Source organism: Pseudomonas sp. TMW22080 (genome assembly GCF_022496745.1).
Taxonomy (GTDB): domain Bacteria; phylum Pseudomonadota; class Gammaproteobacteria; order Pseudomonadales; family Pseudomonadaceae; genus Aquipseudomonas; species Aquipseudomonas bubulae.
In genome coordinates, this window is record NZ_SCFF01000004.1 from 228,592 (window position 1) to 251,390 (window position 22,799).

Genomic DNA, 22,799 nt, shown 5'->3' on the forward strand with positions numbered 1-22,799 from the left:
ACTGAAGCGGCGTCCGCGTGCACTGCGGGCGCCAATGCGGCACAATTGCCGCATTCGATTTCAGTTGCCCGGGCCGAGCGCCCCGGCCGGAGTACCCATGTCCCTGATCATCACCGACGATTGCATTAACTGCGACGTCTGCGAACCCGAGTGTCCGAACGCCGCCATTTCCCAGGGTGAAGAGATCTACGTGATCGACCCCAACCTGTGCACCCAGTGCGTTGGCCATTACGATGAGCCGCAATGCCAGCAGGTGTGCCCGGTTGACTGCATCCCGCTGGATGAAGCCCACCCGGAAACCGAAGAACAGCTGATGGAAAAGTACCGGGCAATTACCGGGAAGGCCTGATTCATCGTCTATGCGATGTATGTGGGAGCGGGCTGCTCGCGATAGATTCACTGCGATCGACCCGTTCGACCGAGGTGGTTGCATCGCGAGCAAGCCCGCTCCCACAAGAGTTCAGCGCAGGACTGGTGGCTACGTCTGGCAACGCGGGCAAAACACGCTCGCACGCTGGCCCAGTTTGACGTCACGCAGTTCCGTGCCGCAAATCTTGCACGGTTCATAACCACGCCCGTATACAAACAGCTCCTGCTGAAAATAACCGGGCTGGCCATCGCCACCAATAAAGTCGCGCAATGTGGTGCCGCCCCGCTCGATAGCGGCCGCCAGAATCCGCTTGATCTCAATCGCCAGCTTCAAATAGCGTGCCCGGGAAATACTCCCGGCAGCGCGACGCGGGTCAATACCTGCGGCAAACAGCGCTTCGGTCGCATAAATATTGCCGACCCCCACCACCACCGCGTTGTCCATGATGAAGGGTTTGACCGCCATCGAACGCTTGCGCGACAGCTGAAACAGCCGCTCACCATCAAACAGGTCGGTCAGCGGCTCCGGCCCCAGGCGCACCAGCAGCTCATGGTTCAGAGGGTCAAGGCTCCAGAGCATCGCCCCGAACCGGCGCGGGTCGGTATAACGCAGGGCCAGCCCGGATTCCAGCTCGATATCCACATGCTCATGCTTGGCCGCAGGTAACCCGGCCTCCACCAGCCGCAGGTTGCCCGACATGCCCAAGTGGCTGATCAGTGTCCCAACCTCGGCATTGATCAGCAAATACTTGGCCCGGCGCTCGACCAGCACAATACGCTGCCCCGACAACCGCACATCGAGATCCTCAGGGATCGGCCAGCGCAAACGACGCTCGCGCACAATCACCCGACTGACCCGCTGCCCTTCAAGGTGCGGGGCGATGCCGCGGCGGGTGGTTTCGACTTCAGGTAATTCAGGCATGGGGGCTCCGCACTCTGGAATAGCTGGCGATTCTAGCGGAAATTTCAGCGCCACTGACCCCGTGATCCGACGCAATGCGGTGAATCAGCCAAGCCTCAGGGTTGCGTCTAAGGCTATAATCGCGCCCTTTTCAATACCCGGAGCGACGTCATGTCCCTGCCAAGCCTGCGCCTTAAAGCCAATGCCGATCGACGCCTGCGCGCCGGCCACCTGTGGGTCTACAGCAACGAAATCGATGTAGCTGCCACACCACTGAACGGTTTTAAGGCCGGCGACCAAGCGGTACTCGAAACCGCCGGCGGCAAGCCGCTGGGCATCGTTGCCATGAGCCCCAACAACCTGATCTGTGCACGCCTGCTGTCGCGCGACATCAAGCTGCCACTGGACAAGTCGCTGCTGGTACACCGCCTGAACGTGGCCCTGTCCCTGCGTGAGCGTCTGTTCGACAAGCCTTACTACCGCCTGGTCTACGGCGACTCCGATTTGTTGCCGGGCCTGGTGGTTGACCGTTTCGGCGACATTCTGGTGGTTCAACTGGCCTCGGCCACAATGGAACACCACAAAGAAGACGTGATCGCAGCCCTGGTGCAAGTCATCAAACCAAGCGGCATCCTGTTCAAGAACGACTCGGCTGCCCGTGATGCCGAAGGCCTTGAACGCTACGTTGAAACCGTCTTCGGCCTGGTACCGGAGTGGGTTGCCCTGGAAGAAAACGGCGTGAAGTTCGAAGCACCGGTGATCGCCGGGCAAAAAACCGGCTGGTTCTATGACCACCGCATGAACCGTGCGCGTCTGGCCCCGTACGTCAAAGGTAAACGCGTACTGGATCTGTACAGCTACATCGGCGGCTGGGGTATTCAAGCCGGTGCGTTTGGCGCCAGCGAAGTGTTCTGCGTTGACGCCTCGTCCTTCGCCCTTGACGGTGTTGAGCGCAACGCTGCGCTGAACGGCTTTGCCGAGAAAGTCACCTGCATGGAAGGCGACGTGTTTGAAGCTCTCAAGGAGCTTAAAGCCAACGAAGAGCGTTTCGACGTGATCGTGGCCGACCCGCCGGCGTTCATCAAACGCAAAAAAGACCTGAAAAATGGCGAAGGCGCTTACCGCCGCCTGAACGAGCAAGCCATGCGCCTGCTCAACAAGGACGGCATTCTGGTCAGCGCATCGTGCTCGATGCACCTGCCCGAAGACGACCTGCAAAACATCCTGCTGACCAGCGCCCGCCATCTGGACCGCAACATGCAGCTGCTGGAGCGCGGCGGCCAGGGCCCGGACCACCCGGTGCACCCGGCCATCCCGGAAACACGCTACATCAAGAGCATCACCTGCCGTTTGCTGCCTAACAGCTAAGACGCACATCACCTCGTAGCAGCTGCCGAAGGAACGAGGCTGCGTTCGATTGCGAAGCAATCGTAAAACCTGAACTCCCGGTCTGTTAGTTAAACCGCGGGCTCAGGTTTTACGACGGCTGCGCCGCCGAACGCAGCCTTCGTTCCTCGGCAGCTGCTACGGGGGGCTCAAGGCTTGCGAAGCTTCTCCAGCTTCGGCGTCAGCTCAACCTCGCCAATCTGCAACGATTGATAAGTCGGCTTCACCACCTTCACATTGCCCTGGCGGATCTTCTCGATCAGCTCCAGCGCACTCTCATCCCCTAGGTAAGTCCCGGCTCGCCGCCATTTGCCCTGAGCATCACGCTTGAAGAAGTGCAACGGTTCGGACCACTTGTTCTTGGGTAATTGCAGGACCTCCGGCTGCCCGTCCTGATCCAGATCCACGGCCCACAGGGCGCAACCTGGCGCCAGGCACAACTGCCCGTCAAACCCCTTGTCTTCAAACTGCTCACTGCCCTCGACCTTGGGCCCGATCCATTCCAGCAACCGCTCCGACCCTCTGGGGCCATTGCCCGAACCTGCTTCCTTGAGGCGTTTCAGCAAGACTTGCCGCTGCGGCCCGGTCAGTACCAGCCCTTGCTCGACTTGCACCAACAACGCGTCATACGCCTGCTTGCCCTGAGGCCCCAGACGATTGCGCAAGGTATCTGCATCAAAGGTATCCACCGCAGTCTTGCCGCTGAGCAAGCGCTGCACCTGATTGTTCGCACTCAACTTGAGCGGGCTGAACCACGGCGTATGCAACCCCAGCAGCACCACCACGCACAGCAGCGCAATTAGCGGATTGCTGGCGCGCAAGCTGCCCAGCCAGACGGCCCTTGAAGCAAACACGGCCCAAACCGCCGCCAGGCTGTGAACAAAAATAACCAGCACCAGCACGATGGCGAGGATCCGTGACGGGGTCAGGCCGTACTGCTCGATACGCAGCCAGGTCGAATACCCTGCCAACACCACCAGCACCGGTAAACACAGCAGGCACAGGTCGATCACCCGCACCAGCCAGACCGGGTACCCGCTGCCCTGGGTGCCATCCTGAAACACGCCATTGAGCAAAAACAAACTGACCGCCACCAGCCACAGCATGATCGGCGTCGAATAACCGGTATCCCAGATCGGCTCCAGCCCGGTAAAGGGCAAAGCGAAGGTGAACACAATGACAATCAACGCACTCAACGGCAGCAAAAAGCGGCATAGCGCCAGCAGAATCCCGCGCAGCAGCCCGATCACCCGGTCCTTTTCACGCCCCATATGAACGCCCAGGGCAAACACCATCGCCGAACTGACATACATAAACCCGTCAGTTGAGAACAGCTTGTTGAGCGCCACGATGCCGAGCATCTTGAACAGCCCGCCCCACAACAGCAGCAATGCCCAGAACACGCCATTCAACAGCAACCCCAGAAGCACGATAAACACCGTGTCCCAAGCATGGCGAAACAGGTCCTGGTAGCGTGGGTAGCGCTCTTCACGGATCGGCCAGCTCAGAATAAAAACCGTACACACATAGGTAACGACTACGGCAAAGAAGGTCCAGCTGCCCACCAGCCAGCTGCCTGAGCGCCAATACTCATCGCCGTCCCAAAATACCCAGGCACTGATTGACGTCATGACTGCCGTGAGTCCGAGCACCCGCCATACCGTGCCACGCTGGCGGATATTCTCATCCAGCAGCAACAGGTTGATGCCACCCACCAGCACTGCCGTCATCAGGCCATAACGGACTCCCGGCTCGCCTATGGCGGTGCTCAGCCACAGCAACAGCCCTTGCACCAGGCCGATGACCAGATACGTTTTGACAGATCGCTCAAGCGTCAGCATTTGGAACCCTCACTACAAAACCAATCGCACACTATTACTTGATTGCCGTTAAATGGTCGTGCCACTTATTAAAAATAGTTCTTTCCCACACAAAAGCAGGCCCGGCCTTACTAGAGCTGATTGCCTCATGCAGTATCCCAAGTCGCTCATTTGTACCCTGGCGCAACCCTCGGGCCCATTCCCTCCCGCCGCCAGCCGTGTAGAATCGACGCATTCATCGCCAATCATCCCCGGCGGGTTTATGAGCTCAAGCCCAGACGCGCGGCGATCCCGCAGCGTTTACGGCAACTCGCGGATACGTGGTCATTTTCTGTGTGATCCGCCTGTCATTAGAAGCTCACTTCCCTGTTTGTTACCTGATTAGCCGCCCGGAGTTGCTCCATGCCTGACTATCGTTCGAAAACCTCCACCCATGGCCGCAACATGGCCGGTGCCCGCGCTTTGTGGCGCGCCACGGGGATGAAAGATGCCGACTTTAAAAAGCCGATCATCGCCATTGCCAACTCCTTCACCCAGTTCGTACCCGGCCACGTCCACCTCAAGGACATGGGCCAGCTGGTAGCCCGCGAGATCGAGCGCGCAGGCGGCGTTGCCAAAGAATTCAACACCATTGCCGTCGACGACGGCATCGCCATGGGCCATGACGGCATGCTGTACTCGCTGCCTAGCCGCGAGATCATCGCCGACTCCGTGGAATACATGGTCAACGCCCACTGCGCCGACGCCATTGTGTGCATCTCCAACTGCGACAAGATCACCCCTGGCATGCTGATGGCCTCCTTGCGCCTCAACATCCCGGTGATTTTCGTTTCCGGCGGGCCGATGGAAGCAGGCAAGACCAAGCTCGCCAGCCACGGTCTGGATCTGGTAGACGCCATGGTGATCGCCGCCGACTCCAGCGCTTCTGACGAGAAAGTTGCCGAGTACGAGCGCAGCGCTTGCCCGACGTGCGGTTCGTGCTCCGGCATGTTCACTGCCAACTCTATGAACTGCCTGACCGAAGCCCTGGGTCTGGCCTTGCCGGGCAACGGCTCGGCACTGGCTACCCACAGCGACCGCGAACAATTGTTCCTGCAAGCCGGACGCACCATCGTTGATCTGTGCCGCCAGTACTACGTCGAGAACGACGAGTCGGTGTTGCCGCGCAATATCGCCAACTTCAAGGCGTTCGAAAACGCCATGACGCTGGACATCGCCATGGGCGGTTCGACCAACACCATCCTGCACTTGCTGGCTGCGGCCCAAGAAGCCGAAATCGACTTCGACCTTAAAGACATCGACCGCCTTTCACGTCATGTGCCGCAGCTGTGCAAAGTGGCGCCGAACATTCAGAAGTACCATATGGAAGACGTTCACCGCGCCGGTGGTATTTTTTCCATCCTTGGCTCGTTGGCCCGCGGCGGCCTGCTGCACACCGATTTGCCGACCGTACACAGCAAGACCATGGCCGAAGGCATCGCCAAATGGGACATCACCCAGACTGAAGATGAAGCCGTGCACACGTTCTTCCGTGCAGGCCCGGCCGGTATTCCGACGCAGACTGCATTCAGCCAGTCGACCCGCTGGGACACCCTCGACGACGACCGTGAAAACGGCTGCATCCGCAGTGTCGAGCATGCCTACTCGCAAGAAGGCGGCCTGGCCGTGCTGTACGGCAACATCGCTCTGGATGGTTGCGTGGTTAAAACCGCGGGCGTCGACGAGTCGATCCACGTGTTCGAAGGCAACGCCAAGATCTTCGAAAGCCAGGACAGCGCCGTGCGCGGCATTCTGGCGGACGAAGTACAGGCCGGCGACATCGTGATCATCCGTTACGAAGGCCCTAAAGGCGGCCCGGGCATGCAAGAGATGCTCTACCCGACGTCGTACCTGAAATCCAAAGGCCTGGGCAAAGCCTGTGCGCTGCTCACCGACGGTCGTTTCTCGGGCGGTACTTCGGGCCTGTCCATCGGTCATGCTTCACCGGAAGCAGCCGCTGGTGGCGCGATTGGCCTGGTGCAGGACGGCGACAAAGTGCTGATCGACATCCCGAACCGTTCGATCAACCTGTTGATCAGCGACGAAGAGATGGCAGCCCGTCGTGCCGAGCAAGACAAGAAAGGCTGGAAGCCGGTGGAAGTGCGTCCGCGCAAAGTCACCACGGCCCTCAAGGCCTATGCGTTGCTGGCCACCAGCGCCGACAAGGGCGCGGTGCGTGATAAAGCGCTGTTGGACAAATTGGTGCCATAAGCCAATACGTTGAACAAAAATCCCGGCCATGTGCCGGGATTTTTGGTTCATACACCAACTCTGTAGCAGTTGCCGTAGGAACGAGGCTGCGTTCGGCGGCAAAGCCGTCGTGAAATCAGACACTTCGGTACATCAGAAATATTGAAGACTCAGGTTTACGACGACTACGTCGCCGAACGCAGCCTTCGTCCCTCGGCAGCTGCTACGTCACTACTGGATCTGATCCGGCTTGACGATTACCCAGTTTTTATCCGCCGTTACCGGCAACCCCTCTTTGGCTTGCGCCGCCGCATTCTTGGCCATCATGCCTTCCAGTTGCGCCATGTATTTGTCTTTGCGGTTGATCCACAAGTGCACCCCGCCCTTGGCCACGTCCACGCCGTGAAATAGCATATAGCCATCACTGGACGGCGTATCGCCGCCCACCAGCACCGGCTTTTTCCACTGGTCGATATAGGTCAGGATCGCCGCCTGCTTGCCCGCCATCCATGTCGCCGGAGTCCACAGATAAGGGGTCAACTCCAGCCCCAGGTTGGCTTTCTCGTTGTATGTACCGGCGCTGATCTGTTTGCGGGCAGTGGTCAGCTCACCAGTTTTGCGGTCCTTGAGCAGCGTACTCACGCCAATCACGTTTTGCGGTTTGACGTTGTAACCGTACTTGGGATCGGCCGCGACCATGCGCACCAGCTCTTCCGAAGCCGCGGTCATGACATAGACCTCAATGCCGTTTTCCATCAGTTTGTTGAACAGTTCGACCTGTCCGGTAAACACCTTGGGCGGCTGAACCTCGGAGGTCTTGACCACATCCCCCTCGAAGTAAGTCACTGGCACCGGTTTGCCCGAGGCCATCAGCTCATCCACGTAACCCTTGAGCTGTTGCAGGGTAAAGCCGGAAAACACCTGGGCCACCCACGGGTAACACACCATGTCGTCCACTTCGCACAAGCGATAGTAGTAACTGAACAGGCTTTCTTTATGTTCGGCAGTGTCTTTGAACGGGATCAGTTTGAGCGACGGGTCGAGACTGTCACGGGTGATCAGGCCCTTGTTTTCCATAAACGGCAGCAGCGCTTCTTCCAGATCGTTGCGGTAGCTGGTGTTATCCATGTCAAAGACCGCGAAATTACCCTTGTTCGCGTTGGCCGCAATCATGGCGTCCAGTTGCCTGGCCTGATCGGCGGGCCAGTGTTTGAGTTCTGTGGCCAACACCTGGCCCGCAAGCCCCATACACAGAGTTAACGCTGTCAGCTTGGCGGTCAGGTTCATCAGCTATGCTCCTAGTCAAAAGCACAGACGCTAACAAACCTGTATGACAGTTTTTGGCTTGGGCACGACTATCATCGTCCTGTCTGCGTCACCTGCTTATTCCAAAAACCTTGGTTGTCATTCCACATCGGTATATTTGTAGATATATCAACCTGTTACGATTTCCGGTTCGCAATAGTTACATCCAAGACTGGTACAAGTCGTCCCCTCGGAGCTTTCATGAATTTCCCGCTGATCCTCAATCTGCTGGTGTTCCTCGCGTTGCTGTTCGGCTTGTCGCTGACCCGCCACACTGCGTGGAGCCTGGCGAAAAAAGTCTTGCTGGCACTGGTTATAGGCGTGGTCTTCGGCCTGTGCCTGCACCTGACCTACGGTACAGACAGCCCGACACTGAAAGCCTCCATTGGCTGGTTCGACCTGGTCGGCAGTGGCTACGTACAATTGCTGCAAATGATCGTGATACCGCTGGTATTCGCCTCGATCCTCAGCGCCGTAGCCCGTCTGCATAACGCTTCGTCCCTCGGCAAGATCAGCTTCCTGACCATCGGCACATTGCTGTTTACCACCATGATCGCGGCACTGATCGGTATCGGCCTGACCAACCTGTTCGGCCTCACCGCCGATGGCCTGGTGGCCGGTGCTGCAGAAATGAGCCGCCTGCAAGTGATCCAGAGCGACTACGCGGGCAAGGTGTCGGACCTGAACGTGCCACAACTGCTGCTGTCGTTTATCCCGCAAAACCCGTTTGCCGACCTGGCCCGTGCCAAGCCGACCTCGATCATCAGCGTGGTGATTTTCGCGGCATTCCTGGGCATCGCCGCGTTGCAGCTGTTCAAGGACGAGCCGGAAAAAGGCGGCAAGATCCTCAGCGCCATCGATACCCTGCAAGCCTGGGTGATGCGCCTGGTGCGCCTGGTGATGAAACTGACCCCCTACGGCGTATTGGCCTTGATGACCAAAGTGGTCGCCATGTCCAACGTGCAGGACATCATCAAACTCGGCAGCTTTGTGGTGGTGTCCTACATCGCCCTGGCGCTGATGTTTGTGATTCACGGCGTGATCGTGTCGTTTTCCGGGGTTAACCCGCTGCGCTTCTTCCGCAAGGTATGGCCGGTTCTGACCTTTGCTTTCACCAGCCGTTCGAGCGCGGCCAGCATCCCGTTGAGCATCGAAGCGCAAACCCGACGCCTGGGCATTCCGTCTTCGATCGCCAGCTTTGCCGCTTCGTTTGGCGCGACCATTGGCCAGAACGGCTGTGCCGGTCTGTACCCGGCCATGCTGGCGGTGATGGTTGCCCCGACCGTGGGCATCAACCCGCTGGACCCTGTGTGGATCGCATCGCTGGTGGCCATCGTGACCTTGAGTTCGGTAGGCGTGGCCGGTGTGGGCGGTGGTGCAACCTTCGCTGCACTGATCGTGTTGCCGGCCATGGGATTGCCGGTGTCGCTGGTGGCATTGCTGATTTCGGTCGAGCCCCTGATCGACATGGGCCGTACGGCACTGAACGTCAGCGGTTCGATGGTGGCAGGCACCGTCACCAGCCAGATCCTGCACCAGACCGACAAGGCCATCCTGGCTGAAGACGATCATGGTGATCTGGCGCACGCCTAAAAGCTTGCCCTAACCCTCTCCCGGAGGGAGAGGGGACTAAAGACAAAAGCAGATTTGCGTAACACCACAGATCAGCCCCCTCTCCCTCCGGGAGAGGGTTGGGGTGAGGGGCTTTTTGTAACTAAGCCCTTTCCCACACCTCAAAACTGAACGCCGGCTTGCCCTCTGCAGCCTCGTGCAATTCCTCTGATACCCGTTTCCACTGCGCCTGATCGAACTCAGGGAACCACGCATCGCCTTCCGGGCTCAGGCCCACTCGCGTCAGGTACAACCGGTCGGCATCCACCAATCCCTGGGTGTACAACTGCGCGCCGCCAATCAGCATCACTTCACTGACGCCTTGCTCGATTGCCCACGCCTCGGCACGCTCCACAGCCGCCTCAAGGGATGCAAATACCTCGGCACCTTCAAGCTGCAAGCCGGTCTGACGACTGACCACCAGATTAAGCCGGCCCGGCAACGGGCGACCGAGCGAATCCCAGGTCTTGCGACCCATGATGATCGGCTTGCCCAGGGTGGTGGCCTTGAAATATTTGAAATCCGCTGGCAAATGCCACGGCATGCTGTTGTCGACGCCAATCACGCGGTTTTCAGCGAGTGCCGCGATCAGGCTAAGGGGGAGTGTTTTTTTCATGGCGCCGAGGATACCAGAGCCACCCGCGCCGACAGTACCCTGCCTGACTAACAGCGGTTATGCTCATGGCTCACTTGAATGGACTGGCCTGTGAATCAACTTTCCCCATTACAACGCCTCTGGCTGACCGAGACCGTGCGCCTGCGCGAAGAACACGCCGGCCCGCTGGACGATCTTGAAGCCAATCGGCGCGCCCGCACCAGCGCCGGCGACCTGCCCACACGCCTGCAAAACCGTGCCCTGTGGCTGGCGGAACGGGATGGCTTGCTCGCCGCCATGCAGCACTGGCTGCAAGGTGCGCGGCTGGCGCTGCTGGTATTGGCCGTACTGGCGGTACTCAGCGGCGCCGGGCTGGCCTTTGCCGCCCTGGGCAACGGGCAAACCCCGGTCAATGTGTTCTGGGCGCTGGGCAGCCTGCTTGGCCTCAATCTGATCCTGCTGTTGAGCTGGGCGCTGGGCCTGCTGTTTGCCGGTGAACACGGCGCCAGCCTCGGCCGCCTGTGGCTGTGGCTCAGCGAAAAACTCGCCCGCGACGCCAAGGCCGCACAACTGGCCCCCGCCTTATTGCTGTTGCTGCAACGGCGCAAGCTCAATCGCTGGGCACTCGGCACGCTGGTCAACGGCCTGTGGTTGCTGGCGATGCTCAGCGCGTTGGTGATGATGCTGCTGCTAATGGCCACCCGCCGTTACGGGTTTATCTGGGAAACCACGATTCTTGGTGCCGATGTGTTTGTCGCCGCCACCCGCGCCCTTGGCGCCCTGCCCAACTGGCTGGGCATGAGCGTACCCACCGTGGAGATGATCCGCATCAGCAACGACACCAACCTCTATGACAATGAACTGGTGCGTCAGGCATGGGCAGTCTGGCTGGTGGGCGTGGTCCTTATTTACGGGGTGATTCCGCGTCTGCTACTGGCGGCATTCTGCCTGTGGCGCTGGAATGCCGGGCGCAACGCACTGCAACTTGACCTTAATCTGCCCGGTTACAGCCAGCTGCGCGAGCGTCTGATGCCCAGCAGCGAGCGCCTGGGCGTAAATGACATAGCCCCCGAGCAGTTGCATAACGTGCAGGCCGGGCACAGCGACCTGCACACCGATGGCGCCTTGATCGTGGCCATCGAGCTGGACGATCAACACCCTTGGCCACCCACGTTGCCGGCTACGGTCAAGGATGCGGGCATTCTCGACAGCCGCGAATCCAGGCAAAAACTGCTCGAACAAATGACCCGTTTCCCCCCGGCGCGCCTGGCCATTGCCTGCGACCCGCGACGCTCGCCGGACCGTGGCAGCCTGGCGCTGATCGGCGAACTGGCCCGCAGTGCCCGCGAAACCCGCATATGGCTACTGCAAGCCCCCCCCGGCCAGGCACTGGACGCTGATCGCCTGGGCGACTGGCACACGGCGCTGGAGAAACTGGGTTTACCGTTCGCCGCCAGCGCCCCCCTGAACTGGCTGGAGACAGGCCATGACTAAGCCACTGACGCTGGCCGTGGTGGGCCATACCAATGTCGGCAAAACCTCGTTGCTGCGGACCCTGACCCGAGATGTCGGTTTTGGTGAAGTGTCCCATCGTCCCAGCACCACGCGCCATGTCGAAGGCGCACGGCTGTCGGTCGACGGCGAGCCGTTGCTGGAGCTGTACGACACGCCGGGGCTGGAAGATGCCATCGCCCTGCTCGACTACCTTGAGCGCCTCGACCACCCCGGCGAACGCCTGGATGGGCCGGCGCGGGTGGCGCGCTTTCTCGAAGGCAGCGAGGCGCGCCAGCGCTTTGAGCAGGAAGCCAAGGTGTTGCGCCAACTGCTGGCCTCGGACGCCGGGCTGTATGTGATCGACGCCCGCGAGCCGGTGCTGGCCAAGTACCGCGACGAACTCAGCGTACTGGCCAGTTGTGGCAAACCGCTGCTGCCGGTGCTCAACTTTGTCAGCAGCCCGCAGCACCGCGAACCCGAGTGGCGCGAAGCCCTGGCCCGTCTGGGCCTGCATGCACTGGTACGCTTCGACAGCGTGGCCCCGCCCGAAGATGGCGAACGCCGTTTATATGAAAGCCTGGCGCTGCTGCTGGAGCATTCGCGGGGCGCGCTGCAACGACTGATTACCGACCAGGAGGCCCAGCGTGAAGCCCGCAAGCACAGCGCCCTGCGCCTGATTGCCGAACTGCTGATCGACTGCGCCGCTTGCCGACGCAGCGTGGCCAGCGAAAAAACCGCCGAACAACAAGCTACCCAGCAGTTGCGCGAAACGATTCGCCAACGCGAGCAACGCTGCGTAGAAGCCATGCTCAAGCTGTACGGTTTTCGCACCAGCGATGCGGCGGCCAGCGACTTGCCGCTGCTCGACGGGCGCTGGGGCGATGACTTGTTCAACCCCGAGACGCTCAAGCATCTGGGCGTGCGGGTCGGTAGCGGGATTGCCGCAGGGGCTGCGGCCGGGGCAGGCGTGGACTTGATGGTGGGCGGCCTGACGCTGGGCGCGGCGGCGCTGGCCGGGGCCATTGCCGGCGGTGCGCTGCAAACCGCGCGCAGCTACGGCAGCCGCTTGCTGGGCAAGTTCAAGGGCCAGCGCGAGTTGACCGTGGACGACAGCGTGTTACGCCTGCTGGCGTTGCGCCAACGGCAATTGCTGCACGCTCTCAATGCTCGCGGGCATGCGGCGGTGGACAGCATCAAGGTCGCCACCCCGCAGGACAAGACCTGGCGCGAAGGCAAACTGCCCGAAGCCCTGAACAAGGCGCGGGCGCACCCGCAATGGTCGTCGCTCAACCCGCATCCGAAGTTGAGCCAGGCTGAGCGTCAGGAGCAGATTGAGTTGTTGGCCGGGCAGATCTAAGTACCGGCTTACCCCCCGTGGGAGCGAGCCTGCTCGCGATTGGATCATCACTGATACACCGCGTCGTTTGTTTCGCGAGCAGGCTCGCTCCCACAAGAATGGGTACTTAACCCTCTAACAGGCGGACGGCTTTGGCCTTGAGGATTTGCAGGTCGATAACTGGCACATGCATCTGCTTGGCCTGTTCATCCCATACCCGCATGCGCAGGCTCAACCCGCACAACGGGTCCTGCTCGAAGGCATCCGCCTCGGCCTCGCTCATCACCCCGCCCTGATAACCCAGGGTGCGAATGCTCGCCTCACTCAACAAATCGAAATACCCCGGCTGACGCAAGGTCAGGTAACGCTTGGCCTGTACGTGGTATTCCACCAGTTTGGCCAGCCGCTCGCTAAACCCGGCACGGCGCAGATAATCGGCGCCCACCCGCTCATGGCTGACTACACCGTATCCATCCATGTTCTTCGCATCATTGACGCAAAAGTGCCCGATATCGTGAAAGAACGCGGCCAACACCACTTCATCGTCATAACCTTCATCCAGCGCAAGCTGCGCGGCCTGGGACATATGCTCGATCTGTGACACCGGCTCGCCGATGTAATCATCGGTACCGTATTGCCGGTACAAGCCAAATACCTCTTCAACCACTTGCTGTGCGTGTGTCATCACATCTCCTCCAGCATCCGGGCGATATTGCCCTCGGCCATTGCCGGGCCCACGCTCATGCCCACGCCCGTGTGCATCAGCGCCGCATTCAGACCGGGCGCCACCTGCAGCCAGGTAAAAGGCCTGGCCCCTTTGGCACCATAGACGCCCTGCCAGCGCTCGACCACCTGCACTTCACAGCCCAGTGTGTCTTCGCACAGTTGCAGCATCCAGTTATCCACCTGTTCGCCGTTGAAGGGTGAGGGATCCTCACTGTAATCATGAGAATCGCCGACGATCAAATCACCATAAGGCGTCGGGCTGATCAGCAGGTGAATGCCGTGCTGCTCCAGATGCGGGCTGTCACGCTGGATTTCGGCCTGCACTGGCGCCGCTTCGGGCAAGTCGGCAAAAGCGCCGTAATGCACACAGCTCAGGCCGGTCAGCAGGGCGTGTTGCAGCCTCAAGTTGACCTTGGGCCGCACGCGCAGCATTTGCAGGCGACAGATCCTCGGGTTGAGCCGGGCCAGTGGCTCGGCCAGCAGGGTCAGGTAATCGTGCCCCGAGCACACAATCACCTGCGAACCCTTGAAACTCCCCGCCGTGGTATGGACCTGACCGGGTTCGACCTCGCGCACCAGGGTCGAAAAATGAAATTCGACGCCCAGCTCACACTGCAAATAGTTGATAAGGGCCGGAATGGCTTCGCGTGAATACACCTGCTGGTCGTCAAGGCCATTCAAAGCGGCGCGATGATGGCTGAACTGGCCACCGTACAGCGCATCCATTTCTGCACCGCGCAATAATTCGGCGCGGTAGCCGAACTCGCGTGCACGACCTTGGCAGAACGCCTCAAGCAAGTGCACTTCGGCTTCGGTGCGGGCGAACAGGTACGAGCCGTTGCGCTTGAGATCAAAGCCTGCGCGCTGCGCCCAGACTGCCCAAATGTCGCGGCTGGCACGGGCCAGATCGAGCATCACGCCCGGTGGTTGGCCGGTGACCAGCGCCTGGCCGAAATTGCGCACCGAGGCGCCCAGTGGCGTGGCGGTGCGTTCGAAGACGCGTACCTTGAGACCGCGTCTTGCAGCGGCGTAGGCGTGGGACAAGCCCAGAATGCCGGCGCCGACGATAAGGATTGGTTGAGTCATCACGATGTCCTGAAGGGCAACTTCACTTCCCTTGTGGGAGCGGGCTTGCTCGCGATACAAGCGCCGCGGTGCGGCTGTCCAACCGCAGCGATCCAATCGCGGGCAAGCCCGCTCACACAGGTCTTTTGTGGCTACAAAACTACTGCGCCGCTTTCTCGGACTTGCCGTCATAGCGTTTGCGCCACTCGGCCAGGATGCTGTCGCGATTCTGCGAGGCCCAGGCGAAGTCGTTCTTGATCAGGCGCTGCTCGTAGTCGGCTGGCAGCTCGGTCTGTGGCTTGGCGATGCCGGGCTGGGCGAGTACCGCGAAGTTCTCTTTATAAAGCTCCATCGCCGCGGGGCTTGCGGAGAAGTCAGCCAGCTTTTTTGCTGCCTCTTCGTGCGGCGTCCCCTTGATTACAGCCGTCGCTTCGATTTCCCAACCCAGGCCTTCTTTAGGCAACACGATATCCAGCGGTGCCCCCTGACGCTTGAGCTGTACGGCCGGGTATTCAAAGGAGATACCGATCGGGAATTCCCCCGCAGCTGCCAGCTTGCAAGGCTTGGAACCTGAATGAACGTACTGGCCGATGTTCTGGTGCAGGTCGTCCATAAATTGCCAGCCCTGTTTCTCGCCGAAGGTCTGCAGCCAGGCGCTCACATCCAGAAAGCCGGTGCCGGACGAGGCCGGGTTGGGCATCACGATTTTGCCCTTGTATTCAGGCTTGGTCAGGTCCTGCCAGCTCACCGGCTTGCTCAGGCCCTGTTTTTCCGCCTCGATGGTGTTGAAGCAAATGGTCGCGGCCCACACGTCCATGCCCACCCAGGCCGGCGGGTTGGCTGCATCGCGGTAGTTGCCGCCGATCTTGGCCAGGTCCCTGGGGGCGTAGCTTTGCAGCATGCCCTGCTGGTCGAGGATCGCCAGGCTGGATGCCGCCAGGCCCCACACCGCATCTGCTTGCGGACGGGCTTTTTCCGCAAGCAGCTTGGCGGTGATGATGCCCGTGGAATCGCGCACCCACTTGATCTCGATGTCCGGGTTGGCCTTTTCAAAGGCCTGCTTGTAGGTCTTGAGCTGTTCGGCTTCCAGGGCCGTGTACACGGTCAGTTCAGTTTTGGCAGCGAACGCATTGAAGCTAAAAGCAGTGAGGACAGCAGCGGCAAGAGCAAGAGGCTTGAACATGGTGCGGTTCCTTTTGGGGTGTAGGGGCAGGGTTGTTGTTATTGCGCGGGCGCACCCTGGCGCCAGGCCTGGGAGCGGCGCAGCAAACCGCGCGAAGCCCATGCCAGCAGCAAGGACATACCCGCCGAAGTGAACAGGATCAGGGTCGACATCGCCGCCGCGCCGCCAACGTTGCCGGCGTCGTCCATGTTCAGCACCGCCACCGCCGCGAGGATGGTGTCGGGGCTGTAAAGGAAGATCGCCGCCGACACGGTGGTCATCGCCGAGACAAACAGGTAGCGCATGATGTCCAGCAGTGCGGGTAGACAGATCGGCACGGTGACGCGCCAGTAATGGCGATAGAGCGGCGCCTTGAGCGACAGTGCGGCGGCTTCGAATTCGCCGTCGAGCTGGCGCAGGGCCGTGGTCGCAGTCATTTGTGCAGTGGTCAAATAATGCGCAATGGTGCAGGCCACCAGCAGGGTCATGGTGCCGTAGAGCACATGCAGCGGGTTGCCCGGCAGGTTGAAAAAGAACACGTAGCCCAGTCCCAGCACCAGCCCCGGCACGGCCATCGGCACAAAGCTGAGCATGCGCAGGGCCAGGTTGAGGCCTTTCTGGCTTCTGGTTTTCTCCATCAGATAGGCGCCGGTGAAGATCACCAGACTGCCAATCACCGCCGTACACAGCGCCATCGTTACACTGTTGCGATAGGCCAGCCAGCCGCCGCCTGCGGTGTCGTTGAACTGGTAGTGGTTGAGCGATAGCGACAGGTTATATGGCCAGAACTTGACCAGCGACGAGTACACCGCCATCCCGAAGACCAGCAACAGGGTGGCGCAAATCAGCAGCACAATGGCCAGATAACAGCGGTCACGGCCCTTCGACGGCACGGGTTTGAACACCTGGGCGCGGCCACTCATCGAATCGCCATGCTGGCGGCGCAGCCAGGCATCAACGCCGAAACTGAACAGTGCAGGCAACAGCAGGACCATGCCGATCAAGGCGCCGCGACCGAATTGCTGCTGGCCGACCACGGCCTTGTAGGCTTCAAGCGCCAGCACCTGATAGTCGCCACCCACCACCACGGGCACACCGAAGTCGGTGATGGTCAGGGTGAAGACCAGGCAGAACGCGGCAAACACGGCCTGTTTGGTGCCCGGCCAGGTAATGCTGCGAAAGGCCTTGAAAGGCCCGGCCCCCATACTCGATGCAGCGTCAAACAAACGTGCATCGGCCAGAGACAAAGCCGACAGCAAAATCATCAAGGCGTGCGGGAAGGTGTAGATGGCCTCACCGAGAACGATGCCCCAGAAGCCGTAGATATTGTCGCTAACCAGCCCACGTAACATGCCCTGGTTACCAAACAGATACACCAGCGCGATGCCCGGCAGCATTGAAGGTGCCATCAGTGGCAGCAACGACAACCCGCGCCAGATGCGTTTGCCGGGGATCATGGTCCTTTGCAGGGCGTAGGCAAACAGATACGCCAGCGGTACGACGATGGCCGCCACGCTGAGGGAAACCTTAAGGCTATTACCCAGCAGCCAGTGAAAGTTGGCGCTGGTGACCAGTTCTCGCGCCGCGACCCAGCCGCCGCCCTGGCCGTCTTCGGCACTGAAGCCGCGCCAGAAGATAGCCAGCAACGGCATCAGCACCGCCACGCTCAACAACAGCAGTAACAGCAGCTTGCCGCCGACCACGAAGATACGGTCACCGAGTTCCGCTCTGCTGGCTTGGCGGGACATTTTGCCGGGCAATGGCAGGGCCATTTCAGCGGCCATGTCAGGCAAACACCTGCAGGCTGCCGGGTGGCAGGGCGACAAAAATATCCGGTGTGCCGAGGCGCGGCAGGTCCTGACTGCCGACTTCGGCCGTCAGGGCATGACCCGGCAGGTGGTTGAGTTCGAAGCTCATGCGGCAGCGATTGCCAAGAAAGGTAATTTCCCGAACCCGGGCCGGGAACAGGTTTTCCTGATGCAGTACCGGATTGACGCTGATGGCTTCGGGACGGCAGAACAAACGCCCCGAGGCGGCGCGGCCAGCGTCATCTGCCAGGCGCATGTTCATGCCGCCGACCTGAGCGTGGGTGGCACTGTTGCGCAAAAACGGTAGCCAGTTGCCCTGCCCCACAAATTCGGCGACAAACGGCGTGGCCGGCTTGTCGTAGATTTCTTGCGGGGTGGCGTACTGCTCGACCTTGCCGTTGTTCATCACAGCAATACGGTCGGCCATCAGCATGGCTTCGTCCTGATTGTGGGTGACCATCAGCGTGGTGATGCCCAGGCTGCGCTGCAATTGGCGCAGTTCGGTACATAAATGCTCACGGACGCGGGCATCCAGGGCCGACATTGGCTCGTCGAGCAATAGCAGAGACGGCGATGGCGCCAGGGCACGGGCCAGGGCGACCCGCTGCTGCTGGCCACCGGAAAGCTGACCCGGGAATTTCTTTTCGCTGCCGGTCAGGCCCACCAACTCCAGCATGTCGCCGACGCGCTTGCGCACCACCTCACGATTGCTGCCAGCCAGGCCGTAGGCAATGTTGGCCTCAACAGTCAGATTTGGGAACAAAGCATAGGACTGAAACAGAATCCCGTAATCACGGGCCTGCGGCGCCAGCTCGGAGACATCGCGATCACCCAGGTACAGTGCGCCCTTGTCCTGATGCTCCAGGCCTGCGATACAACGCAACAGCGTGGTCTTGCCGCAACCGGACGGGCCGAGCAGACACACCAGCTCGCCTGCAGCCACCTCCAGCGAGACGTTATCCAGCGCGGTAAAGGCGCCAAAGCGCTTGCTCACATTGCGCACCTTCATCGGCACGCCGGGCTGGGTAAAAGCGGTTGTGTTCGAGCTGTTCATGGATGCACCTCATCAAGCAGATAAGGGCCATCCTAGAGATGCAATGCGTACAAGATGTGGCAGCAAGGCCAAAGCAGCCGATAGTGGTATTGGTGGATTTGGGTATGGGTGCAGGGTCATTGTGGGAGCGGGCTTGCTCGCGATGGCCTTACCGCGTTTTGCCTGACACACCGCATCGTCTGCATCGCGAGCAAGCCCGCTCCCACAGTGGTTGTGGTCAGGCCGGGGCCATTTCCTGCGCCAGCCCCAGAAACGCCGCCGGCAAGCGCGCGGCTTTTCGCTCTTTGAGGCAGTACAGGTACTCATGGATCACTGGCGCATTCTCAAGGGTCAGTACCCGTAACTGCGGGTCATGAGGTACTTCCTGGCGAGCGATGATGCTGATGCCGATATTGCGCAGCACCGCTTCGCGGATCGACTCCCGGCTGCCAATTTCCAGCAGCGGACCAAAACTCACCCCGGCATTGGCCAGCAGGTCTTCGGTCAACTGGCGCGTAGTCGAACCTTGCTCACGCATCAACAAGCAATGCCCGGCCAGCGCACTGAGCGGTACATGCTCTAGCTTGGCCAATGGGTGATTGCGATGCACCGCCAGCACCAGCGGATCGGCACCCAGGACGCGGCGGATCAGGCGCGGGTCTTCCACCAGTTGTGAGGAAGCCGCGATATCGACCCGGTATTCGTCCAGTGCCTCCAGCACCTGCTGGGAGTTGCCGATATCCACCGCCACCTCGATCTGCGGCAAGCGTTCGCGAAAGGCTTTAACCAGATCCAGGATGTAATACGGCGCGGTCGCGGCAATGCGCAGCATGCCGGTGCCCTGGCCGCTGTTGCGCAAAAAGAATTCGATATCGGCTTCTTGCTGCAGCAACGCCTTGACCATCGGCAGCAGGCGTACGCCGTCATCGCTGAGGGTCAGGCGCCGGCCGCCACGGTAAAACAGCTCTACACCGTACTGGCTTTCGAGATTGCGGATTTGCGTGGTCACAGTCGGCTGGCTCAGCCCGAGCTTTTTGGCGGCCTGAGTAATGCTGCCCAGTTGGGCCACCCGGTAAAACGCTTTCAGCTCGGCACTCAGCACAACAGCCCCTCTTGATCTATTTGCGCAACAGGCGCAAACCGTTGAACACCACCAACAGGCTGACGCCCATGTCGGCAAACACGGCCATCCACATGGTGGCCAAACCGAGGAAGGTTACCGCAAGAAAGATCGCCTTGATGACCAATGCCAAGGCAATGTTCTGTTTCAGGATGCTGGAGGTCTGCCGTGACAGGCGAATAAAAGCCGGTATCTTGCGCAGATCGTCGTCCATCAGGGCAACATCGGCGGTCTCGATCGCGGTATCCGTACCTGCCGCGGCCATGGCAAAACCGATCTCGGCACGGGCCAGGGCCGGAGCGTCATTAATGCCGTCGCCCACCATGCCTACATGATGGCCCTTGGCATACAGCGCTTCGATCGCCTTGAGCTTGTCTTCCGGGAGCAGGTTGCCCTGGGCTTCGTCGATACCGACCTGGGCGGCAATGGCGTTGGCCGTGTGAGGATTATCGCCGGTCAGCATCAGGGTCTTGATGCCCAACTCATGCAACTCGCGGATCGCTTCACGGCTGGTTTGCTTGACTGTGTCTGCCACGGCGAACAGCGCCAGCGGGCCTGCGCTGTCGCACAGCAAGATCACGGTTTTGCCCTGTTCTTCCAGCGCAAACAGCTCTGTCTCGAGTTCAGGAGAGCACAGGCCCAATTCTTCAACCAGGCGGTGATTGCCCAGGTGGTAGAGCTTGCCGTCGATTTCGCCACGCACTCCGCGTCCCGCCAGCGCGGTGAAGTTATCCACAGCACTCAAAGGCAGATTCTTATCCACAGCAGCATTAGCCACAGCCAGCGACACCGGATGATCGGAACGGCTTGCAAGGCTGGCGGCCAACAGCACCGCGCTGTCAGTGACCAGCGGATCAAGGGGCAGGTAATCGGTTTGCACCGGTTTGCCGTGGGTGATGGTGCCGGTCTTGTCCAGGGCCAGGAAGTCGAGCTTGTGGCCGCCTTCCAGGTACACCCCGCCCTTGACCAAAATCCCCTTGCGGGCCGCAGCCGCCAGGCCGCTGACGATGGTTACCGGCGTCGAAATCACCAGCGCACAAGGGCACGCCACCACCAGTAACACCAGCGCACGGTAGATCCAGTCAAACCATACGCCGCCCATAAACAACGGCGGGATCACCGCCACTGCCAGGGCAAAGGCAAACACCAGCGGGGTATAGATTTTCGCGAAGCTGTCGACGAAACGCTGGGTCGGTGCCCGGGCGCCCTGGGCCTGCTCTACAGCGTGAATGATCCGCGCCAGGGTCGAGTTGTTGGCCGCTGCCGTCACCCGGTATTCCAGGGCGCCGGACTGGTTGATGGTGCCCGCGAAGACTTTGTCGCCCAGCGCTTTCTCGATGGGCAGGCTTTCACCGGTGATCGGCGCCTGATCGACTGTGGAGTTGCCCGCTACCACTTCACCGTCCAGGCCGATACGCTCGCCCGGCCGTACCCTGACCAGGCTGCCCAGGGCGATGTCTTTGACCTCAAGCTCAATCCAGCTGCCATCCGCCTGCTGCACGGTGGCCTTGTCCGGCGCCATTTGCATCAAGCCACTGATGGCATTGCGCGCACGATCGAGGGATTTGGCTTCGATCAGTTCGGCCACGGTAAACAGGAACATCACCATCGCCGCTTCCGGCCATTGGCCGATCAACACGGCCCCCGTCACGGCGATGCTCATCAGTGCATTGATGTTCAGGTTGAGGTTTTTCAGGGCGATCCAGCCCTTTTTATAGGTGGTCAGGCCGCCGCTGAGGATCGACACCAGCGCCACCAGCGCAATCACCCAGGTGGGTGCAGCATCGGTAAAGTGCAGCACTTCAGCCGCCAACGCGCCCGCACCGGCCACGGCCAGAGGCCACCAGTGTTTTTTCGCAGGCAGTGCAGGCGGGGCCGCATCCGCACCGGAATCGATGGGCTCTGCGTGCATGCCGAGGGATTTGATTGCGTCGACAATCGGCCCGACGGACGGCAGGTCGTGGGTCACGCCCAATACCCGGTTGATGAGGTTGAATTCCAGTTGCTGCACACCCGCCAGCTTGCCCAGCTTGTTCTGGATCAGGGTCTGCTCGGTGGGGCAGTCCATCGCTTCAATGCGAAAGCTGCTCAGGCGCGCGCCCGCAGTGGCCGCGGCGGCCAGCTTGACGACGCTCGGCCCCGCTGCGCCAGGGCAGCAGCTATGGGCGTGAGCGTGCGTGTCGCCATGCCCATGTTCGTGATCGTGATCGTGATCGTGATCGTGATCGTGATCGTGATCGTGATCGTGATCGTGATCGTGATCGTGATCATGCTTGTTCGGTGCGTGAATGGAATCGCTCATCAGATTGCGTCCGGGAAAGGTGCCTGTTGCCAAGTAAAGACCCTGTAGCCACTATAGGGTCAAGCATCCTTTTGGAGATCTGCTTGATGAAAATTGGCGAACTGGCGAAATTGACCGACTGTCAGGTCGAAACCATCCGTTATTACGAACGCGAAGGGCTGCTGCCAGAGCCTGCGCGCAGTGAAGGCAACTACCGTTTGTACACCCAGGTCCATGTTGAGCGGCTGACGTTTATCCGCAATTGCCGCAGCCTGGACATGACCCTGGAAGAAATCCGCAGCCTGCTCAACCTGCGTGACAGCCCCCAGGACCAGTGCGAAAGCGTGAATGCGCTGATCGACGAACATATTCATCACGTCAAGGCGCGGGTCGACAGTTTGCTGGCCCTGCAGGCGCAATTGCTCGACCTGCGGCAAAAGTGTGGCGAGGGGCCTGACGGGGAGCATTGCGGGATTTTGCAGCAGCTGGAAGTCAGCGGCTCGGTCAGCCCGCCGGAAGGCGAGCCCAGCCATGTGGGCAGAAGCCACGGGCATTGAT

The 22,799-nt window shown here is 60.5% G+C and carries 18 protein-coding genes; 7 read left to right on the forward strand and 11 right to left on the reverse strand.

Going from position 1 to position 22,799, the window contains the following annotated elements; all coding sequences use genetic code 11:
* Positions 1–97 precede the first annotated feature (97 nt).
* Positions 98–349 carry a YfhL family 4Fe-4S dicluster ferredoxin gene (locus tag EQV96_RS15265; protein WP_016782613.1) on the forward strand — a complete coding sequence of 84 codons (252 nt, stop codon included), beginning with the start codon at positions 98–100 and terminating at the stop codon, positions 347–349.
* A 129-nt stretch (positions 350–478) separates the two neighbouring features.
* Here EQV96_RS15265 and mutM read toward each other — a convergent pair whose 3' ends face one another.
* Positions 479–1,291, reverse strand: a complete 813-nt coding sequence (gene mutM, locus EQV96_RS15270; protein WP_095017834.1) for a bifunctional DNA-formamidopyrimidine glycosylase/DNA-(apurinic or apyrimidinic site) lyase — start codon at positions 1,289–1,291, stop codon at positions 479–481.
* A gap of 150 nt (positions 1,292–1,441) precedes the next feature.
* On the opposite strand from mutM, the gene EQV96_RS15275 reads away from it, so the two are divergent.
* Positions 1,442–2,638, forward strand: coding sequence for a class I SAM-dependent rRNA methyltransferase (locus EQV96_RS15275; protein WP_094999786.1), 1,197 nt, complete (start codon positions 1,442–1,444; stop codon positions 2,636–2,638).
* A gap of 167 nt (positions 2,639–2,805) precedes the next feature.
* Here EQV96_RS15275 and EQV96_RS15280 read toward each other — a convergent pair whose 3' ends face one another.
* Positions 2,806–4,497 carry a DUF4153 domain-containing protein gene (locus EQV96_RS15280; protein WP_240882166.1) on the reverse strand — a complete coding sequence of 564 codons (1,692 nt, stop codon included), beginning with the start codon at positions 4,495–4,497 and terminating at the stop codon, positions 2,806–2,808.
* A gap of 381 nt (positions 4,498–4,878) precedes the next feature.
* On the opposite strand from EQV96_RS15280, the gene ilvD reads away from it, so the two are divergent.
* Positions 4,879–6,726 carry a dihydroxy-acid dehydratase gene (ilvD, locus tag EQV96_RS15285; protein ID WP_240882167.1) on the forward strand — a complete coding sequence of 616 codons (1,848 nt, stop codon included), beginning with the start codon at positions 4,879–4,881 and terminating at the stop codon, positions 6,724–6,726.
* 210 nt (positions 6,727–6,936) lie between these two features.
* Here the strand turns inward: ilvD and EQV96_RS15290 are convergent, their stop codons facing one another.
* Positions 6,937–7,953, reverse strand: a complete 1,017-nt coding sequence (locus EQV96_RS15290) for a haloacid dehalogenase-like hydrolase (RefSeq protein ID WP_232527654.1) — start codon at positions 7,951–7,953, stop codon at positions 6,937–6,939.
* A 258-nt stretch (positions 7,954–8,211) separates the two neighbouring features.
* Between EQV96_RS15290 and EQV96_RS15295 the strand changes: the two genes are divergently transcribed.
* Positions 8,212–9,603, forward strand: coding sequence for an L-cystine transporter (locus EQV96_RS15295; RefSeq protein WP_083369724.1), 1,392 nt, complete (start codon positions 8,212–8,214; stop codon positions 9,601–9,603).
* Positions 9,604–9,724: 121 nt separating this feature from the next.
* Here the strand turns inward: EQV96_RS15295 and EQV96_RS15300 are convergent, their stop codons facing one another.
* Positions 9,725–10,237: a dihydrofolate reductase gene (locus tag EQV96_RS15300; protein WP_094999782.1), complete on the reverse strand. Its 513-nt coding sequence runs from the start codon at positions 10,235–10,237 to the stop codon at positions 9,725–9,727.
* Positions 10,238–10,327: 90 nt separating this feature from the next.
* On the opposite strand from EQV96_RS15300, the gene EQV96_RS15305 reads away from it, so the two are divergent.
* Positions 10,328–11,710: a DUF2868 domain-containing protein gene (locus tag EQV96_RS15305; protein ID WP_133144082.1), complete on the forward strand. Its 1,383-nt coding sequence runs from the start codon at positions 10,328–10,330 to the stop codon at positions 11,708–11,710.
* Positions 11,703–13,067, forward strand: coding sequence for a GTPase/DUF3482 domain-containing protein (locus tag EQV96_RS15310; protein ID WP_094999781.1), 1,365 nt, complete (start codon positions 11,703–11,705; stop codon positions 13,065–13,067). The genes EQV96_RS15305 and EQV96_RS15310 overlap by 8 nt, the downstream gene beginning before the upstream one ends.
* A 106-nt stretch (positions 13,068–13,173) precedes the next feature.
* Here EQV96_RS15310 and EQV96_RS15315 read toward each other — a convergent pair whose 3' ends face one another.
* From EQV96_RS15315 to EQV96_RS15345, 7 genes are all read right to left on the reverse strand, one after another.
* A complete protein-coding gene (locus tag EQV96_RS15315) occupies positions 13,174–13,731 on the reverse strand; it encodes a phosphonate degradation HD-domain oxygenase (RefSeq protein ID WP_095017838.1) in 558 nt (185 codons plus the stop codon).
* Positions 13,731–14,858, reverse strand: a complete 1,128-nt coding sequence (locus EQV96_RS15320; protein ID WP_240882168.1) for a TIGR03364 family FAD-dependent oxidoreductase — start codon at positions 14,856–14,858, stop codon at positions 13,731–13,733. Before EQV96_RS15320 ends, EQV96_RS15315 begins: the two co-directional genes overlap by 1 nt.
* Positions 14,859–14,997: 139 nt before the next feature.
* Positions 14,998–16,020 carry a putative 2-aminoethylphosphonate ABC transporter substrate-binding protein gene (locus tag EQV96_RS15325; protein WP_094999977.1) on the reverse strand — a complete coding sequence of 341 codons (1,023 nt, stop codon included), beginning with the start codon at positions 16,018–16,020 and terminating at the stop codon, positions 14,998–15,000.
* Between the two features lie 38 nt (positions 16,021–16,058).
* Complete coding sequence (locus EQV96_RS15330; RefSeq protein WP_095017840.1) at positions 16,059–17,783, reverse strand: putative 2-aminoethylphosphonate ABC transporter permease subunit; 1,725 nt, start codon at positions 17,781–17,783, stop codon at positions 16,059–16,061.
* 1 nt (position 17,784) lies between these two features.
* Complete coding sequence (locus EQV96_RS15335; RefSeq protein WP_095017841.1) at positions 17,785–18,861, reverse strand: putative 2-aminoethylphosphonate ABC transporter ATP-binding protein; 1,077 nt, start codon at positions 18,859–18,861, stop codon at positions 17,785–17,787.
* Positions 18,862–19,078: 217 nt separating this feature from the next.
* Entirely contained in the window at positions 19,079–19,942 is an 864-nt protein-coding gene (locus EQV96_RS15340) for a LysR family transcriptional regulator (protein ID WP_095017842.1), read from the reverse strand.
* 16 nt (positions 19,943–19,958) lie between these two features.
* Positions 19,959–22,262, reverse strand: a complete 2,304-nt coding sequence (locus EQV96_RS15345; RefSeq protein ID WP_240882169.1) for a heavy metal translocating P-type ATPase — start codon at positions 22,260–22,262, stop codon at positions 19,959–19,961.
* An 86-nt stretch (positions 22,263–22,348) separates the two neighbouring features.
* Between EQV96_RS15345 and cadR the strand changes: the two genes are divergently transcribed.
* Complete coding sequence (cadR, locus tag EQV96_RS15350; protein WP_240882170.1) at positions 22,349–22,798, forward strand: Cd(II)/Pb(II)-responsive transcriptional regulator; 450 nt, start codon at positions 22,349–22,351, stop codon at positions 22,796–22,798.
* Position 22,799 lies beyond the last annotated feature (1 nt).

What these genes read in the sequence shown, in the direction of transcription:
- EQV96_RS15280 (WP_240882166.1), bottom strand. Translation starts at nt 4,497, where the DNA reads ATGCTGACGCTTGAGCGATCTGTCAAAACGTATCTGGTCATCGGCCTG.
- EQV96_RS15300 (WP_094999782.1), bottom strand. Translation starts at nt 10,237, where the DNA reads ATGAAAAAAACACTCCCCCTTAGCCTGATCGCGGCACTCGCTGAAAAC.
- EQV96_RS15310 (WP_094999781.1), top strand. Translation starts at nt 11,703, where the DNA reads ATGACTAAGCCACTGACGCTGGCCGTGGTGGGCCATACCAATGTCGGC.
- EQV96_RS15265 (WP_016782613.1), top strand. Translation starts at nt 98, where the DNA reads ATGTCCCTGATCATCACCGACGATTGCATTAACTGCGACGTCTGCGAA.
- EQV96_RS15275 (WP_094999786.1), top strand. Translation starts at nt 1,442, where the DNA reads ATGTCCCTGCCAAGCCTGCGCCTTAAAGCCAATGCCGATCGACGCCTG.
- EQV96_RS15290 (WP_232527654.1), bottom strand. Translation starts at nt 7,953, where the DNA reads ATGGGGCTTGCGGGCCAGGTGTTGGCCACAGAACTCAAACACTGGCCC.
- EQV96_RS15325 (WP_094999977.1), bottom strand. Translation starts at nt 16,020, where the DNA reads ATGTTCAAGCCTCTTGCTCTTGCCGCTGCTGTCCTCACTGCTTTTAGC.
- EQV96_RS15345 (WP_240882169.1), bottom strand. Translation starts at nt 22,262, where the DNA reads ATGAGCGATTCCATTCACGCACCGAACAAGCATGATCACGATCACGAT.
- EQV96_RS15295 (WP_083369724.1), top strand. Translation starts at nt 8,212, where the DNA reads ATGAATTTCCCGCTGATCCTCAATCTGCTGGTGTTCCTCGCGTTGCTG.
- EQV96_RS15320 (WP_240882168.1), bottom strand. Translation starts at nt 14,858, where the DNA reads ATGACTCAACCAATCCTTATCGTCGGCGCCGGCATTCTGGGCTTGTCC.
- EQV96_RS15315 (WP_095017838.1), bottom strand. Translation starts at nt 13,731, where the DNA reads ATGACACACGCACAGCAAGTGGTTGAAGAGGTATTTGGCTTGTACCGG.
- cadR (WP_240882170.1), top strand. Translation starts at nt 22,349, where the DNA reads ATGAAAATTGGCGAACTGGCGAAATTGACCGACTGTCAGGTCGAAACC.
- EQV96_RS15335 (WP_095017841.1), bottom strand. Translation starts at nt 18,861, where the DNA reads ATGAACAGCTCGAACACAACCGCTTTTACCCAGCCCGGCGTGCCGATG.
- mutM (WP_095017834.1), bottom strand. Translation starts at nt 1,291, where the DNA reads ATGCCTGAATTACCTGAAGTCGAAACCACCCGCCGCGGCATCGCCCCG.
- EQV96_RS15330 (WP_095017840.1), bottom strand. Translation starts at nt 17,783, where the DNA reads ATGGCCGCTGAAATGGCCCTGCCATTGCCCGGCAAAATGTCCCGCCAA.
- ilvD (WP_240882167.1), top strand. Translation starts at nt 4,879, where the DNA reads ATGCCTGACTATCGTTCGAAAACCTCCACCCATGGCCGCAACATGGCC.